Origin of the sequence: Tychonema sp. LEGE 06208 (assembly GCF_015207505.1) — a bacterium.
In the GTDB taxonomy this organism is placed as follows: Bacteria; Cyanobacteriota; Cyanobacteriia; order Cyanobacteriales; family Microcoleaceae; genus Microcoleus.
This window is the reverse complement of sequence record NZ_JADEWT010000006.1, coordinates 37,950-53,077: the sequence shown is the minus strand read 5'-3', so window position 1 is coordinate 53,077 and position 15,128 is coordinate 37,950. Positions and strand designations below refer to the sequence as shown.

General features: G+C 45.7%; 15 protein-coding genes. 10 read left to right on the top strand and 5 right to left on the bottom strand.

The genetic code is table 11. The features are described 5' to 3' along the window. Window positions 1–34: 34 nt before the first annotated feature. The 4 genes from kdpB to kdpC all read left to right on the top strand — a co-directional run bounded on the left by kdpB (window position 35) and on the right by kdpC (window position 3,916). Window positions 35–2,131: a potassium-transporting ATPase subunit KdpB gene (kdpB, locus tag IQ263_RS02900; protein ID WP_194066092.1), complete on the top strand. Its 2,097-nt coding sequence runs from the start codon at window positions 35–37 to the stop codon at window positions 2,129–2,131. Window positions 2,132–2,230: 99 nt separating this feature from the next. Then, window positions 2,231–2,839 carry a Uma2 family endonuclease gene (locus IQ263_RS02895; RefSeq protein ID WP_194066091.1) on the top strand — a complete coding sequence of 203 codons (609 nt, stop codon included), beginning with the start codon at window positions 2,231–2,233 and terminating at the stop codon, window positions 2,837–2,839. A 79-nt stretch (window positions 2,840–2,918) separates the two neighbouring features. Beyond that, window positions 2,919–3,188: a K(+)-transporting ATPase subunit F gene (gene kdpF / locus IQ263_RS02890; protein ID WP_194066090.1), complete on the top strand. Its 270-nt coding sequence runs from the start codon at window positions 2,919–2,921 to the stop codon at window positions 3,186–3,188. A 98-nt stretch (window positions 3,189–3,286) separates the two neighbouring features. After that, window positions 3,287–3,916: a K(+)-transporting ATPase subunit C gene (kdpC, locus tag IQ263_RS02885; RefSeq protein ID WP_194066089.1), complete on the top strand. Its 630-nt coding sequence runs from the start codon at window positions 3,287–3,289 to the stop codon at window positions 3,914–3,916. A gap of 274 nt (window positions 3,917–4,190) precedes the next feature. On the opposite strand, the gene IQ263_RS29140 is transcribed toward kdpC, so the two are convergent. Continuing rightward, complete coding sequence (locus IQ263_RS29140) at window positions 4,191–4,313, bottom strand: hypothetical protein (RefSeq protein WP_255515797.1); 123 nt, start codon at window positions 4,311–4,313, stop codon at window positions 4,191–4,193. On the opposite strand from IQ263_RS29140, the gene IQ263_RS02880 reads away from it, so the two are divergent. The 3 genes from IQ263_RS02880 to IQ263_RS02870 all read left to right on the top strand — a co-directional run bounded on the left by IQ263_RS02880 (window position 4,305) and on the right by IQ263_RS02870 (window position 7,642). After that, window positions 4,305–5,444, top strand: a complete 1,140-nt coding sequence (locus tag IQ263_RS02880; protein WP_194066088.1) for a universal stress protein — start codon at window positions 4,305–4,307, stop codon at window positions 5,442–5,444. The genes IQ263_RS29140 and IQ263_RS02880 overlap by 9 nt on opposite strands. A 200-nt stretch (window positions 5,445–5,644) precedes the next feature. Next, window positions 5,645–6,928: a cation:proton antiporter gene (locus IQ263_RS02875; protein WP_333192282.1), complete on the top strand. Its 1,284-nt coding sequence runs from the start codon at window positions 5,645–5,647 to the stop codon at window positions 6,926–6,928. Between the two features lie 240 nt (window positions 6,929–7,168). Further along, window positions 7,169–7,642: a hypothetical protein gene (locus tag IQ263_RS02870; RefSeq protein WP_194012048.1), complete on the top strand. Its 474-nt coding sequence runs from the start codon at window positions 7,169–7,171 to the stop codon at window positions 7,640–7,642. A 379-nt stretch (window positions 7,643–8,021) separates the two neighbouring features. Here IQ263_RS02870 and IQ263_RS02865 read toward each other — a convergent pair whose 3' ends face one another. Genes IQ263_RS02865 through IQ263_RS02855 form a run of 3 tightly spaced genes read right to left on the bottom strand, consistent with a single transcriptional unit; the run spans window position 8,022 to window position 9,468 of the window. Next, complete coding sequence (locus IQ263_RS02865; RefSeq protein ID WP_194012047.1) at window positions 8,022–8,657, bottom strand: class I SAM-dependent methyltransferase; 636 nt, start codon at window positions 8,655–8,657, stop codon at window positions 8,022–8,024. Between the two features lie 6 nt (window positions 8,658–8,663). Next, a complete protein-coding gene (locus IQ263_RS02860) occupies window positions 8,664–9,125 on the bottom strand; it encodes a cupin domain-containing protein (protein WP_194066086.1) in 462 nt (153 codons plus the stop codon). Continuing rightward, window positions 9,109–9,468 carry a hypothetical protein gene (locus IQ263_RS02855; RefSeq protein ID WP_194066085.1) on the bottom strand — a complete coding sequence of 120 codons (360 nt, stop codon included), beginning with the start codon at window positions 9,466–9,468 and terminating at the stop codon, window positions 9,109–9,111. Before IQ263_RS02855 ends, IQ263_RS02860 begins: the two co-directional genes overlap by 17 nt. Window positions 9,469–9,689: 221 nt before the next feature. Here IQ263_RS02855 and IQ263_RS02850 point away from each other — a divergent pair, with 221 nt between their 5' ends. The 3 genes from IQ263_RS02850 to IQ263_RS02840 all read left to right on the top strand — a co-directional run bounded on the left by IQ263_RS02850 (window position 9,690) and on the right by IQ263_RS02840 (window position 13,911). Beyond that, window positions 9,690–11,141 (top strand): folate/biopterin family MFS transporter, encoded by a 1,452-nt coding sequence (locus IQ263_RS02850; RefSeq protein WP_194066084.1) that lies wholly within the window; start codon window positions 9,690–9,692, stop codon window positions 11,139–11,141. Between the two features lie 201 nt (window positions 11,142–11,342). Then, window positions 11,343–12,839 (top strand): carotenoid oxygenase family protein, encoded by a 1,497-nt coding sequence (locus IQ263_RS02845; RefSeq protein ID WP_194066083.1) that lies wholly within the window; start codon window positions 11,343–11,345, stop codon window positions 12,837–12,839. A 172-nt stretch (window positions 12,840–13,011) separates the two neighbouring features. Beyond that, entirely contained in the window at window positions 13,012–13,911 is a 900-nt protein-coding gene (locus tag IQ263_RS02840) for a DUF4436 family protein (RefSeq protein WP_194066082.1), read from the top strand. Window positions 13,912–14,143: 232 nt separating this feature from the next. Here IQ263_RS02840 and IQ263_RS02835 read toward each other — a convergent pair whose 3' ends face one another. Next, the gene (locus IQ263_RS02835; RefSeq protein ID WP_194066081.1) at window positions 14,144–14,998 is read right to left on the bottom strand and encodes an SGNH/GDSL hydrolase family protein; all 855 of its coding nucleotides are present in this window, start codon (window positions 14,996–14,998) and stop codon (window positions 14,144–14,146) included. Between the last annotated feature and the right edge of the window lie 130 nt (window positions 14,999–15,128).

Here is a 15,128-nt window from a genome sequence, read left to right as displayed (position 1 = left end):
CTGTGTCCTCTGCGGTTCATTAAAAATCTAAATTATGGCTTCTTCCAATACCCCTAATTCTCAGAAAAATCTCCGTTCCAGAGGCCCTCGCGAGTCTCGCAAACATACGCCCAAAGCAAATACAAAAGGTCTTTATCAAAGAGCTTTCAAAGAAGCTTTTGTCAAGCTAGACCCACGGGTGATGCTGAAAAATCCCGTGATGTTTGTGGTGTGGGTTGGCACAATTGTGACTGCATTATTAACGATCGACCCCACGCTGTTCGGCCCGGTTCCCGGCGAAAATCAGAGAGTTTTCAACGGTTTAGTCACATTTATTTTGTTCTTCACTTTGGTATTTGCTAATTTTGCCGAAGCAGTAGCAGAAGGGCGCGGCAAAGCACAAGCAGACGCGCTGCGATCGACCAAAGCCGACACCACAGCCCGCAAACTCTTACCAGACGGTTCAATTCAAGAAGTAAGTTCGACAGCCCTGAGACGCGGCGATCAAATTAAAGCGATCGCAGGCGATATCATTCCCGCTGACGGCGAAGTGATCGCAGGTGTCGCATCTGTAGACGAATCTGCGATCACCGGCGAATCCGCCCCAGTGCTCAAGGAACCGGGTTCGGACATCGCCAGTTCCGTCACCGGCGGGACACGCATCCTTTCCGACGAACTGACGCTGCGGGTGATGGCCGACCCCGGTAAGGGCTTTTTGGACAGGATGATCGCGCTGGTAGAGGGCGCAGAACGCTCGAAAACGCCGAACGAGATCGCGCTGACGGTGCTGCTGGCGGTGCTGACTCTGGTGTTTTTGATTGTGGTGTCAACGATTCCGCCGATCGGCAATTATGTGAAAACTCCTGTGGGCGTGGTGACGCTGATTTCGCTGCTGGTGGCGCTGATTCCAACAACCATTGGCGGTTTGTTGAGCGCGATCGGCATTGCGGGGATGGATCGCGTCGCTCAGTTTAACGTCATAGCGACCTCTGGCCGCGCCGTAGAGGCTTGCGGCGACGTGAATACGCTGATTTTGGACAAAACGGGGACGATCACGCTGGGGAACCGTTTAGCTGAGGAATTCATTCCGGTCAACGGTCACTCGCTGGATCAGGTTGCGAGTGTGGCGCTGGCTGCTAGCGTGTTTGACGATACTCCAGAGGGAAAGTCGATCGTCCGTTTGGCCGAAAAATTGGGCGCAACGGTGAATTTCGATCGCGCTAACGCAACCGGGCTGGATTTTTCGGCAAAAACCCGGATGTCGGGTACCGATTTGCCCGACGGGACGGAGGTTCGCAAGGGTGCGGTGGATGCGGTGAAGGGTTTTGTGCGATCGCGCGGCGGCAATTTCGGGCCGGATCTCGATGCAGCTTACGAGCGAGTTTCGCGCTTGGGAGGCACGCCGTTAGCGGTTTGTCAAGGTAACGACACCTACGGCATTATCTATTTGAAAGATGTGATTAAACCGGGAATTCGCGATCGGTTTGACCAACTCCGAAAAATGGGAATTCGCACCATCATGCTCACCGGAGATAACCGAATTACAGCATCAGTAATTGCCGACGAAGCCGGAGTTGACGACTTCATAGCCGAAGCAACTCCCGAAGACAAAATCGAAGTAATTCGCAAGCAACAAGCCGAAGGCAAATTAGTAGCAATGACGGGAGACGGAACCAACGACGCACCCGCCCTAGCCCAAGCAAACGTGGGACTCGCGATGAATTCTGGAACCCAAGCCGCGAAAGAAGCTGCGAACATGGTGGACTTAGATTCTGACCCCACAAAACTCATTGACTTAGTGACAATTGGCAAACAATTGCTAATTACTCGCGGCGCGCTGACTACATTTTCCCTAGCCAACGACATCGCCAAATATTTTGCAATTATTCCCGCCATGTTTGCCCCCGTTGGCGCATTAAACATCATGGGTTTAGCCAGCGGTCAATCAGCAATTTTATCCGCATTAGTTTACAATGCTTTAATTATTCCCGCATTAATTCCCCTAGCATTAACCGGGGTGAAATTTCGACCGCTGACAGCAAATCAACTATTGCAGCGGAACATTTTAATCTACGGATTGGGCGGAGCAGTCGCGCCGTTTATCGCCATCAAAATAATCGATGTGTTGATTACCGCAGTCGGGCTAGCATAGAGGTTCGGTAGCGAGCAGAGTACGAGATTTAATGGATAGAATAGATTTAGAGGTTCTGCCTCGACGCTCATCTGAAAACCACTCATTGCAAAATGACCTATGAATCCTCAACTTTTGGATAAACCAGTCAGTGAAAGCAACCAGTGCCTCACGCTTTATGATGTTAGCTGGGAGAAATTGGAAGCAATAGAAGCAGCTTTAGAAGATTTTCCAAATGTGCGGCTAGCCTACCTCTATGGAACCTTAGATATTATGTCTCCTCTTTCAGAAGAACATGAAGATGGTAAAAGCACTATCAGTCTCTTACTGCTGGCTTATTTTCAACACGCAAACATCCGATTTTACAAGCGTGGTAGCAAGACTCTCGGCAGTATCCAACTAGGAGGAAGGAAAGAGCCTGATGAATCATTCAATCTGGAAACTAAGAAAGAGATTCCCGACATTGTAATAGAAGTAGTTGTCACCAGCGGCGGAGTAAATACTCTGGAAATCTACAGGCGAGTCAAGGTTCCCGAAGTGTGGTTTTGGAGAAAAGGCAAGCTAGCCCTGTACCGTTTGCAAGACGAAGAATACAAACAAGTCGATCGCAGTGAATTGCTACCTGATTTGGATTTAACATTGTTCGTTCGTTGTGCAAATATCCCCGATCAATACGATGCTGTAGTTGAGTTTCGCAATGCACTGCGCGATCGACCAGAGCAAGCTTAACAGACTCGTTCCCAGGCTCTGCCTCGTCGATGCTCATTTCAAATTGTCAAGCAATTTAATGTAAAAAAAAGGAAAAATCATGAAACGAAACGCTTTGCTGAATGATGTTTTGCCTAGAGATTTTCAAGACACCGTTGAGTTAGGAGAAATGCTGTGTAAACGCCACCCAATCCCGGTGCAGCTATTTCTAGTAATGTGCTTTAACTTGATAATAGCTCCCGCTGTGTATGCCGCTACGGATGAAGGTTTAACTAAAAAAGCTGCATGGGGTTTAAGCCTTTTGGGTTTAGTAATCATCGGACTCGCAGTTTATTTGTTTACTGTAATTTTCCAACCGGAAAGATTTTAAGCAAACATCCATTACACCCCTTACAAAATCCGTTACATCCGTTACATCCGTTACATAATCCGTTGCCGAACTTCCTTCTTCCTTCATTGAGGTAATTTATGAGAGAATTAATCAGAGCGATTCGCGTAACCTTAGTCTTGTGGGGAATCACGGCTATTATTTATCCCTTGATAATGCTAGCAATCGGTCAACTCGCTTTCAACTCGCAGGCAAATGGGAGCTTAATTAGTAAGCAGGGAGTTGTAGTCGGTTCATCCTTAATCGGTCAATCATTCAGTTCGGATAAATATTTTTGGAGCCGCCCCACCACCACCAATTACAGCAGCTTTGCACCTACTGATTTCGATCCTACAAAGGCAGATAATTTAGCTCAAAGAACGGGGGTTTCGGGAGCTAGCAACCTTGCTCCCAGTAACTCGGATTTGCTGAATCGAGGCAATGAAAAAGATGGTTTTCAAGGCGTGCAAGTAGAATTAGCCCGCCTCAACCAAGCTGGCATCAAACCGACTGCTGATTTAGTCTACACCTCCGGCTCTGGTCTAGATCCGCACATTAGTGTAGAATCAGCTAGGGCGCAAATTGAGCGGATAGCAAAAGTGCGATCGATCAATCTCAATCAAGTAGAAATGTTGGTATCCAAAAATACAGACGGCAGATTTCTCGGAATTTTCGGCGAACCGGGAGTTAACGTCCTCAAACTCAATTTAGCTCTCGATAGTTTACAATAATTTAGAGTCAGTAGTCATTAGTCAGTAGTCATTAGTCAGTAGTCATTAGTCATTAGTCATTAGTCATTAGTCATTAGTCAGTAGTCATTAGTCATTAGTCATTAGTCCTTAGTCATTAGTCAGTAGTCAGTAGTCATTAGGGAATTGTTAGCTGTTAACAGCTAACTGTTGACTGTTGACTGTTGAATGTTGAATGTTGACTGTTGACTGTTGAATGTTGACTGTTGACTGTTAACAACTGTTTTCCTGCCAACTAACAACTAACAACTAACAACTAACAACTACCAACTAACAACTGCCAACTGCCAACTGCTTTCCTAACAACTGCCAACTGCCAAATACCAACTGCCAACTGCCAACTGCCAACTGCCAACTTATCTATTAAGCTATGATTCACTCTAGCGAACTCACCAACAATTCAGACGCGGTTTATGCCCAACCCTACCGCAATTGCGATCGCACCCGCCGGGGAAAGCACAAAATATTTATCGGCATGGCCCCCGGTGTGGGCAAAACTTTCCGAATGCTGGAAGAAGGGCATCGACTCAAATTAGAAGGCATTGACGTAGTTGTCGGACTGTTAGAAACCCACGGGCGAAAAGAAACCGCCGAAAAAGGAAAAGGATTAGAAATATTGCCGCGAAAACAAATGCTGCGCGGCGAAAAAATGCTCGCCGAAATGGATGTGGAAGCCGTCATATTGCGCCGCCCCCAATTAGCATTAATTGACGAACTAGCCCATACAAATATTCCCGGTTCTCAGCGAGAAAAACGATATCAAGATGTCGAAGAAGTTCTGAATGCTGGAATTGATGTTTTCTCCACCCTTAACATTCAGCACATCGAAAGCCTCAACGATTTAGTAGCACGAATTACCGGAGTTGTAGTCAGAGAAAGAATTCCCGATCGCATTCTAGAAGAAGCTGACGAAGTAGTGGTTATCGATGTCACGCCGGAAACTTTAGAGACACGGTTGCGAGAAGGCAAAATTTATGCACCCGAAAAAATTGAACAATCTTTAAAAAACTTTTTCCAGCGCCGTCATTTAATTGCTTTGCGAGAACTCGCCCTGCGAGAAGTGGCAGACAACGTTGAAGAGGACGCAGCAACTTTAAAAGGTCAATATTGCAACATTCACGAACGAGTTTTAGTATGCGTCTCGACTTATCCCAATTCCTTGCAACTGCTGCGGCGGGGCGGGAGGATTGCTAACTACATGAATGCTCCCTTTTATGCTTTGTTTGTTAACGATCCAGACAAATTTTTAACAAAATCAGAAAGCTTGCACGTTGAAACTTGTGAGAAACTCTGTCAGGAATTTAATGGACAATTTTTGCGAGTCAACGGTAATAAAATAGCCAAAGCAATTTCCGATGTAGCTAAAGAGTATCGCATTACTCAAATTGTGATCGGTGAAAGCCAGCAATCGCGGTGGAAATTGCTGCTGCGGGGTTCTTTGACTCAACAGTTAGTGCGATCGCTCAAACACGTAGATTTGCACATCATCGCTACCGAAAAAAGTCATTAGTCAGTTGGCAGTTGTTAGGAAAGCAGTTGGCAGTTGGCAGTTGTTAGTTGTTAGTTGTTAGTTGTTAGTTGTTAGTTGTTAGTTGTTAGTTGTTAGTTGTTAGTTGTTAGTAACAAATAACACATAACAGATAACAAATAGATATAACTTTCGGAGGATAACAGACTCTAGCGGTTGGTAGATGCGCCAAAAGCTTTTAGATGCGAAAATCGCACTTGTTAAACCTGATTAAAAGTGCGATCGCTATGGTAGATAATTACATTCTCAACTTGCTAGCGATTGGCATCCTCCTGCTGACAGTCACCTTGGGTTCGGGATGGATTTCGCGATTGCCACTGTCTTATGCCTTAATTTATTTAGTTGTCGGTATCGGGTTCGGGCCTTACGGTATCAAGCTGATTGAATTGCGCCCCGAAGCTATATTTTTAGAAAGACTTACAGAATTTGTAGTGATTGTTTCTCTGTTCAGTTGCGGCTTAAAAATGAATCGCCCGCTGCAACTTTGGGCTTGGAATTCCACAGCGCGGCTGATCGGTTTTTTAATGCCAATTTCGATTTTTGCTGTGGCTGCGCTAGCTCATTGGTTTGTGAAATTAGATTGGGGCCCGGCTATTTTATTGGGAGCAATTCTCGCTCCCACCGACCCAGTTTTAGCGTCAGAAGTTCAAGTAGCTAATATAGAGGATCGCGATGAATTGCGTTTTGGTTTAACATCGGAAGGCGGTTTAAACGATGCTTTATCTTTTCCCTTTGTTTACTTCGGAATTTATGCGATCAAAGATGACAACTGGTCGAACTGGTTTTCGCAGTGGGTAGCAGTTGACTTAATTTGGGCGATCGCCGCAGGTCTCGTGATGGGCATTTTAGTAGCTAAAGCCGTCACTTGGATCGATCGCCAATTGCAACGCTACAGACCGGCCGACGAATTAATGGAAGATTTCATCGCTCTCAGCACAATTCTGCTCACCTATTCCCTCACAGAAGTAGTCAACGGCTACGGATTCCTCGCAGTTTTTGTAGCAGGAATAGTCGTGCAGCGCAGTTACCGCAACCCCGACAAACCGCTTTCCCAACTAAATTTTACCGAGCGCATTGAAAAGTTAATGGAAGTAGGAACTATTTTACTCTTAGGTTCGCTCCTGCGCCTAGAACCTATGCTCGCTTATGGAGGCTACTCGCTCTTAGTAGCTGGATTGTTAATCTTTTTGATCCGGCCTGTGGGAGCTTGGATCAGTACGCTAGGCAGTCCTTTGCATCCCGCCAGCCGCTTGCTGTGCGGTTGGTTTGGCATTCGTGGTGTCGGTTCTATCTATTATCTTACCTATGCTTTTGGTAAAGGTTTAAAAGGCGAAAATGCCGAAATAATTGCCTGGATTACCTTTACAACCATCGTAATTTCTGTGATAGTCCACGGCATTAGCGCCACCCCGTTGATGAACTGGTACGAGCGCCGAATTAAACCTCAAGTATCGGATTTAATTTAATTTAGTAAGGTTCGTGAATTTAATAGTCCTGCACGTAACTGTCACACAACAATCGACTTGTAGGGTGCGTCAGGTGAAGTTCTCTAACGGCGATCGGGAATTTCGGGAGCTGACGCACCTTACTGTATAATCTAAAATCGACTTGTAGGGTGCGTCAGGCGAAGTTCTCTAACGACACCGAAAGAAAAGAAGATTATAATTTTTTGGATAACTCTAATATAAACGTTCGCGGAATCAAACATGGATCGATTTGAATTTCAGCTAGCAATGCTGCAACAAGGAGCAGAGCAACTAGAGACAAAAATAGCTAATTTCAATACAATTTTGCTGCAGTTAAAAACTGCGGCAATTACCATTTGGGTAGCGTTGATTGGTTGGGTGTTTGCCAACAAAATAGATGCCTTGGTTCCGCTGGGATATGTTGTAATTTTTGGTTTCTGGTTTTTAGAAGCAACCTACTGGAGGGTGCAATTTTATCACATACAAAGAGTCCATGCAATCACCCAATTCTTGAATGATGAAAGGGCCTTAGATGAAAGTTTTAAGACCCGTTCTATACCGGAAGGTTTAGTTCACCCGCTCGGTTTTTTGAAAATATTTAAAGTGCCTTCTTTAGGTCGAGCTATCTGCGCTCCATCAATCTATATTTTTTATACCTTTTTGTTTGCTGTTAATTCGGTCGTTTGGTTGATAACTCTTAAAGCAGCCCTCTAACTGAGTAATATCCCAATGTGCGAGCGACCGGACAATATCTTCCATCCAACTAACTAAAAGTGTAAATTGGAGGTTCAATTTGCTTGCTACTCCAAAAAACGGTTGCTTTCTGTATCGTTTGGGTTAAGAGTTCGCCTGTTCTCTCCTTAATACTCTGTTGGTTATTTGAAAATAACCAGAACTGTTCGCGATCGACTTATACTACGACAGCAACCTCTTATATTCAGGACTTAGACAACTGGCATACTCAAATCAAGCTGTAGGGTGCGTCAGGTGAATTTCTAGAACGATTATTGAGGGTTTAAAAATATGACGCACCTTACTAATTGTGACTATTTCCAATTTTAAAAGGACACGACAATGCAGTCCTTACCCGCAGCTAAAAAGGTTTCACCCCAACTAATAAAGCGAGTTCCCGCCACTTCCAATAACAATCTACCTCACCAAAACCAATTTCCCTAAACCAGCGCAATTGCGTTTCCACATCGAGCAATTTATTAGACGGATCGTCGGGCGAATCGCTAATACCAAGCGCCTCTCGAAACTTCTCGTGTAAAGCCTTTGTTGGGGACGCTACGTGCTCCAAATTTCCAAAAATGCCTCCGGGTTCCAAAAGCTCAAAAATCTCGGTGTAGAGGGCTAATTTGCGATGGTTATTTACGTGATGAATCGCAAAACTAGAAACGATCGCATCAAACTTGCCCAAATCCGGCAGCGATTCGTCAAAATTGTGCTCGATTACCGTGACATTCTTGTCATCAGCAAAGCGAATTCTGGCTTTTTCCAGCATTGTCGGGGAAAAGTCGATCGCCACACACTCAACATTCGGGCGATCGCACTTCAGCAAACCCAACAACCGTCCATCACCCGTGCCCACATCCAGAATCCGGCGCACAGTTTGCGGCACCTCCTCCAACAAAACCGCCTCACCCTCAGTGCGGTGAGGAATACCATCAGCCTTAGCCAGATACCACAAAGCGTGTTCCGCCGAAGTCCAAAGATTCACTTGACTCATAATTTTTTAACCCTCATAAATCTCGCCGTTTTTGTGCGTAAAAATCCAACTATTACCGTCAGCTTTAGCAACTAAATCGTCATCGGGATAATTTGCTGAATCTCCCGGAGTGCGATCGCCAATTTCCAGATAAACCACATCAGCATTCGTGCGGTTAACCAAATGATGCCCGTCAGGATCACCAGCCCGAAAACCCGCCGCCATACCCGGTTGCAGCACTTCCTCACCCGCATTAGAAATCAGAGTAATCTCCCCTTCCAGAACATACACTAACTCATCTTGACGAGAGTGCCAATGTCTCAGAGCAGAACAACTTCCCGGTGCCAGCCGCACCAAATTTACCCCAAAATTCTGCAATCCAGCAGCATTCCCCAAGCGTTTTTTCACCCTTCCCGCCACCGCCGATTGAAATTGCAGGGGATATTTAGAGCCTGTAATATCCGGCACATTTTCAGGATTCACAATCATAAAATACTCCTTTCAGTATTTGTGACATCTCTTTCTTTTCTTGCTTCGCGTACTTCGCGTCTTCGCGGTTAATTATTTCAAAAAATTCAAAGTAGTAGAATTTTCCCGAATTAGTCCGCACAAAACAATTACCCCGATCCGTTAAAATCGGCAGCCAAGGTTTACCCGGAAAATCAGCAATCATAATTTGCTCGGCATGATTTCCCGTCACCGCTTGCAGGCGTTCTCCCCTGCGAAAAGTAGTCACCGCAGGCCACTGAAAAACCTTATTTTTGTTTCTTTCAAACAAATCAGCAGGCGCATCAACGCCATCTACAGAAACCGATCGAAATCGCTGAGCCATAAAGCTAAATTAGCCCCCAATCCTCAAACCAAAACCACAGCCAGAGAGACAATTCTAATTTCTGCTTTCATCGATCGCAAAAAGTCCTTAAATCCAGGCTCATCACAATTTTATACCCGCTGGCAGTCGCCCGTCACCCTAGCATCCCACCTTCGACAGTTTCCGCAACCCATTAAGAATGTGTTATATAATATTTAGATTCATTAAGAAATATTGCACAAATGCTTCTTTCACCCTCTGGCGCCAGCAAACTCAAAGAATCTTTAAAAGAAAAAGTATTCTTCGGGAATGAGCCAACCCCCGAACTCATAGCCATCTTACTGATTTACTTCGTCCAAGGCATTCTCGGACTAGCTCGCTTAGCCGTCAGCTTCTTCCTGAAAGACGATCTTGGCATGACTCCGGCCGAAGTATCAGCAATGATGGGTGTTGTCGCCCTACCTTGGATTATCAAACCCTTGTTCGGCTTCATGTCGGACGGTTTGCCCATATTCGGCTACCGCAGACGACCTTACATCGTCCTCTCCGGGCTCTTGGGCACGTCAGCATGGGTGAGCCTCGCAACAATTGTACACACGCCACTGGCCGCCACAGGGGCGATCGCCCTGAGTTCCCTCTCCCTCGCCGTCAGCGACGTCATCGCCGACTCCCTCATAGTCGAAAGAGCTAGAAAAGAATCCGTCGCCGACGCAGGTTCCCTGCAATCCTTATCCTGGGGTGCATCAGCCCTCGGCGGACTAATCACCGCCTACCTCAGCGGCTACCTGATGCAACACTTGAGCACCCACACTATCTTTTTAATCACCGCATCTTTCCCCCTAATCGTATCAGCAACAGCCTGGTTAATTGAGGAAGAAAAAGTCAACAAACAAGCCCACTTTGACACAGTAAAAAACCAATTCAAACAACTGCGTCAAGCTGTTACCCAAAAAACAATTTGGTTGCCCACCGCCTTTCTATTCCTATGGCAAGCCACCCCAAGCTCAGACTCCGCCTTCTTCTTCTTCACCACCAACGAACTAGGCTTTCAACCAGAATTTCTCGGTAGAGTGCGCCTCGTCACCAGCATTGCTTCCCTCCTCGGTATTTGGCTGTTTCAGCGATACCTCAAAGCAATTCCATTTAGAGTAATTTTCGGCTGGTCAACAGTAATTGCCACAGCCTTGGGTATGACTACATTATTATTAGTAACTCATGCCAATCGAGCATTAGGAATAGACGACCAGTGGTTCAGCATCGGAGACAGCCTGATCCTGACAGTAATCGGACAAATTGCCTATATGCCGGTGCTAGTTCTCTCGGCGCGATTGTGTCCTCCCGGTGTCGAAGCTACATTATTTGCCGTGTTAATGTCAGTCACCAACTTAGCCGGACTTTTGTCCCACGAAGGCGGTGCACTTTTGACCCACTTACTCGGAATTACTGAGAGCAATTTCGACAACCTCTGGCTGCTAATAATCATCACAAACCTCTCCACACTGCTACCCCTGCCATTCCTAAATTGGCTTCCTGCAGAAAATGCAGAAAGTGGCGACCAAAACGATCGACAATCACTCCCCCTACTAGAAGCAGAACTAGGAGGCGCAAAACAAGGCGGACAGAACTTCATACCCGAATATTTTCCTGACTTAGTACCGACAGTCAGGTCAGAAAAACGCACCGCAGATAGCTAAAGAAGTCATTAGTCATTAGTTATTAGTTATTAGTTATTAGTGATTAGGAAGAATTCAAAATTTGGGATTTCTTCAATTTTGACTAATGACCAATGCCTTTGTGTCCCTTTCCTATTGTCCCACTCTCCCACTCTCCCACTTTCAGCCTCTCTGCGCCCTCTGCGGTCTCTGCGGTTAAATCAATAAAAGCTTATTCTACCCATGCAAAACTTACAAAATTCCCAACCCCAAACAGCGGCCCAAAAACCATCATACGATCGCACAGACTGGCAGCGCGGCTACGAATCCCAACCCAACGAATCCGACTACTGGATTGACGACATAGAAGGCGAAATCCCAGAAAGCTTGCAAGGCACATTCTTTCGCAACGGACCCGGTTTGCTAGATGTCAACGGCCAGCGCATCCATCACCCCTTCGACGGCGACGGGATGGTTTGTGCGATCGCAATTTCCGACGGCCGCGCCCACTTCCGCAACAGATTCGTCCGCACCGAAGGCTACCTCGCCGAACAAAAAGCCGGAAAAATCCTGCACCGAGGCGTTTTCGGCACACAGAAACCCGGAGGCTGGCTTAGCAACATCTTTGACGTCAAAATCAAAAACATAGCCAACACCAACATCATTTATTGGGGCGACAAACTGCTAGCACTCTGGGAAGCAGCACAGCCCTACAGACTCGACCCCCGGAGCCTAGAAACACTCGGATTAGACACCCTAGACGGCATCTTAGAACCCGGTGAAGCCTTCGCTGCCCACCCCAGAATTGAAAAAGGCAAAAATGGAGCCGGAGACAGATTAGTCAACTTTTCCGTCAAGCCCGGTTTGTCAAGTACAATTACCATTTACGAACTCGACACAAGCGGCAAACTTTTACAAAAACACGCCCACGCAATCCCCGGTTTTGCCTTCCTGCACGACATGGTAATTACCCCGAATTACTGCATATTCTTCCAAAATCCCGTCAGCTTCAATCCCCTACCATTCTTGTTAGGAATGCGGAGTGCATCCCAGTGCATTCAATTTTCGCCCAACCGCCCGACGCAAGCAATTTTAATTCCCCGCAACGGCACCGACGAGGTAAAAGTATTAGAAACCGAACCTTGCTTTGTCTTCCACCACTGCAACGCCTGGGAAGAAAACGGCGAAGTTTTTGTTGACTCTGTTTGCTACGACTCATTCCCAACCGTCGAGGCGGACGGCGATTTTCGCGAGCTTGATTTTGACAGCATTCCAGCGGGGGAATTGTGGCGGTTTAAGTTAAATTTGAATGAAAAAACTGTCAACCATCAAGTAATTGAAACTCGGTGCTGCGAGTTTCCGACATTGCATCCCAACAACGTCGGACAGCCTTACCGATATCTTTATATTGGCGCTGCGGATGCTCCGGCGGGAAATGCTCCTTTGCAAGCTATTCTTAAAATGGATTTCCAGACAGGAGAACAGCAAATTTGGAGTGCTGCGCCGCGCGGTTTTGCGGGGGAACCTGTTTTTGTTCCCCGTCCCGATGCTATGGCGGAGGATGACGGCTGGCTGCTGGTTTTGATGTATGATGCAGCTAATCATCGATCGACCTTAGCGATTCTAGATGCTAGCGACATCACCAAAGGGCCCCTAGCGCGCCTCCATTTAAAACAGCACATTCCCTACGGTTTGCACGGAAGTTTTACACCAAATGTACTGCTTCCTATCGATTCGTAGTAACTGTTAGCGATGCAAGAGGAACTCAAATTGCGATGGAAAAGGTTTGATCGTTCGGAATGCGAGTCCGCATCCATAACTAGGACTAAAGTCCGAAGGATTAAACCTTTGTTGTCAAGGGTTTGCTGTAGAAAAGCTCACAAGATTTTAAAGTATCAAATCTCCATAATTAATGCAAATTGTAAACAACAATCATCTCAAAAAAATACTCGTTTTAATTTGCAGCACAGTCATATTTTTGGCAATTATTTTATCTATTTACTCTTACAATGCTAATGCCCAAGAGCCTTACAAATTATCTCCAGAAATCTCTGTAACACCAAAAGGCTTGGTTGAGGTCACAATGACAGTAATTGGAGTAGATCCAGTGAAAAACCAATTAGAAACTCGCTTGCAATTTGAACTAAAAGGTATTTATAAAAAAGGGCCAACTTACCCTGCTCAAGATTTGTTAATGACCGTTAACGGTGCGAATGTAGAAGATTCAGAAATTACCTTTAAAGAAGGTAAGCCGATGATTGTACCTGCATTAAAGTTTAACTTAATCGAGGGCAAAATTAACAATTATCCCTTTGATACGCACATTGCTAAAGTAGCAATTTCCCTCGATCCGCTGGCTTCGATAGGCAAAAAATTTGCTCCTTTTCAAGTAAATCCAGTGCCGCTGAAATTTAAATTTAATGCTGATGTTCCTGGCTTCGATATTAGTTATAAGCCGCTGGAAGAAAATTCATCTATCTTTATTTACATCGATGTTTCTGCAACTCGATCGCTTCCAGTGAAATTCTTTGCCTTGGTGATTATTGTCATCATGTGGGTGCTGTCAATTATGGCGCTGTTGCTAGCACTAAAAGTGATGAAATCTGGCAAGTTGCCGGAAGTGGGAATGCTGAGCTGGACTGGTGTAATGCTGTTTGCTTTTCCGGCAATTCGCAACGCTCAGCCGGGGGTGCCACCAGTGGGAACTGCTAGCGATTTCCTATCGTTTTTTTGGACTGAAATTATTGTTGTGGTGGCGTTGGTGATTATTGGTAGCTGTTGGTTGAAGCGGTATCATCCGCCGGTTGAATGATAACGGGAATTGGGAATTGGGCTCTAGCGTTGCGGAGGGATTGGGAATTGGGCATTGGGCATTGGAAATTGGGCATTAGAGCTAACAAATAACCAATAACCAATAACCAATAACAAATAACCAATAACCAATAACCAATAACCAATAACAAATAACCAATAACCAATAACCAATAACCAATAACCAATAACCAATAACTACTGACTACTGACTACTGACTACTGACTACTGACTAATTTTTTACCTGCAAATTCTCAATATCCTGGGCGGGTACGCCTAAACCGCGCAAGATAGTAAAAGCAATAATTCTATATCCCGATGGATTTGGATGAACTCCATCGGCTGCTAACAAATTCAGAGTTTTTCCCGCGTGTTTTTGATAGGTGCTAATTACTTCCCGAAAAGGTGCATTTAAATCGATAAACAAGCACTGATTTTGTTTGGCGATTTCTCTCATCGCTACTACGTATTCTTGCAATCTGCGATTTTCCGGGCCGTCCAGAATTTCGCGAATTGGAGTAGGAGAAAGCAGGGCAACTCGAATTCCGGCGGCTTTTGATGCCTGCACCATTTGGGTTATTTTGTCTATGTATTCTGCTAGCGATACTCCGGTGGCTAGGTTGCCTTGGGGATGAAACTGAAGCTTTTGGAAGTCGAAGAAGGCGTGCCAAACGTCGTTGACTCCGGCGTTAATGGTGATTAAATCTGGCTGTTTGTCGATCGCATCTTTCTGAAAACGCGCCTGCATATCACTCGCCTTGTTACCGGAGATGCCGGCGTTGACGACTTCGATTTGGCGATCGGGATACAGGGCATTCAGATAGCGTTGCAGCAGCCAAACGTAACCTCCGGGATATTTGCCGGCTTCGGTGATGCTGTCGCCTACTGTGACAATTCTGCCCTTGCCGGCGAGGAGGTTTTGGATTTCTGGTGGCGGGGTTGCTTGGGATAGGGATTCTGTAAACACGGGAAGTAAGGAGTGAGGAATGTTAAAGATGATAACGGCAGCAATTACGGCGAGGGCTAGTCTGACTAACACTTGCTGTTTTGGGGTTTTGGGACGGGGCGATATCGCTTTTGCAGACATTCTGTAGTTTTTGACTAAAAGTTTAACTTTTGAGCTTGGCAACTATAGCCGAAGAAAAAACCAAGAAGCAATAAAATCAATGGTTTCAGCGATTTCAAATGCCCTAATCACCTAGTATAATATAGTGAAA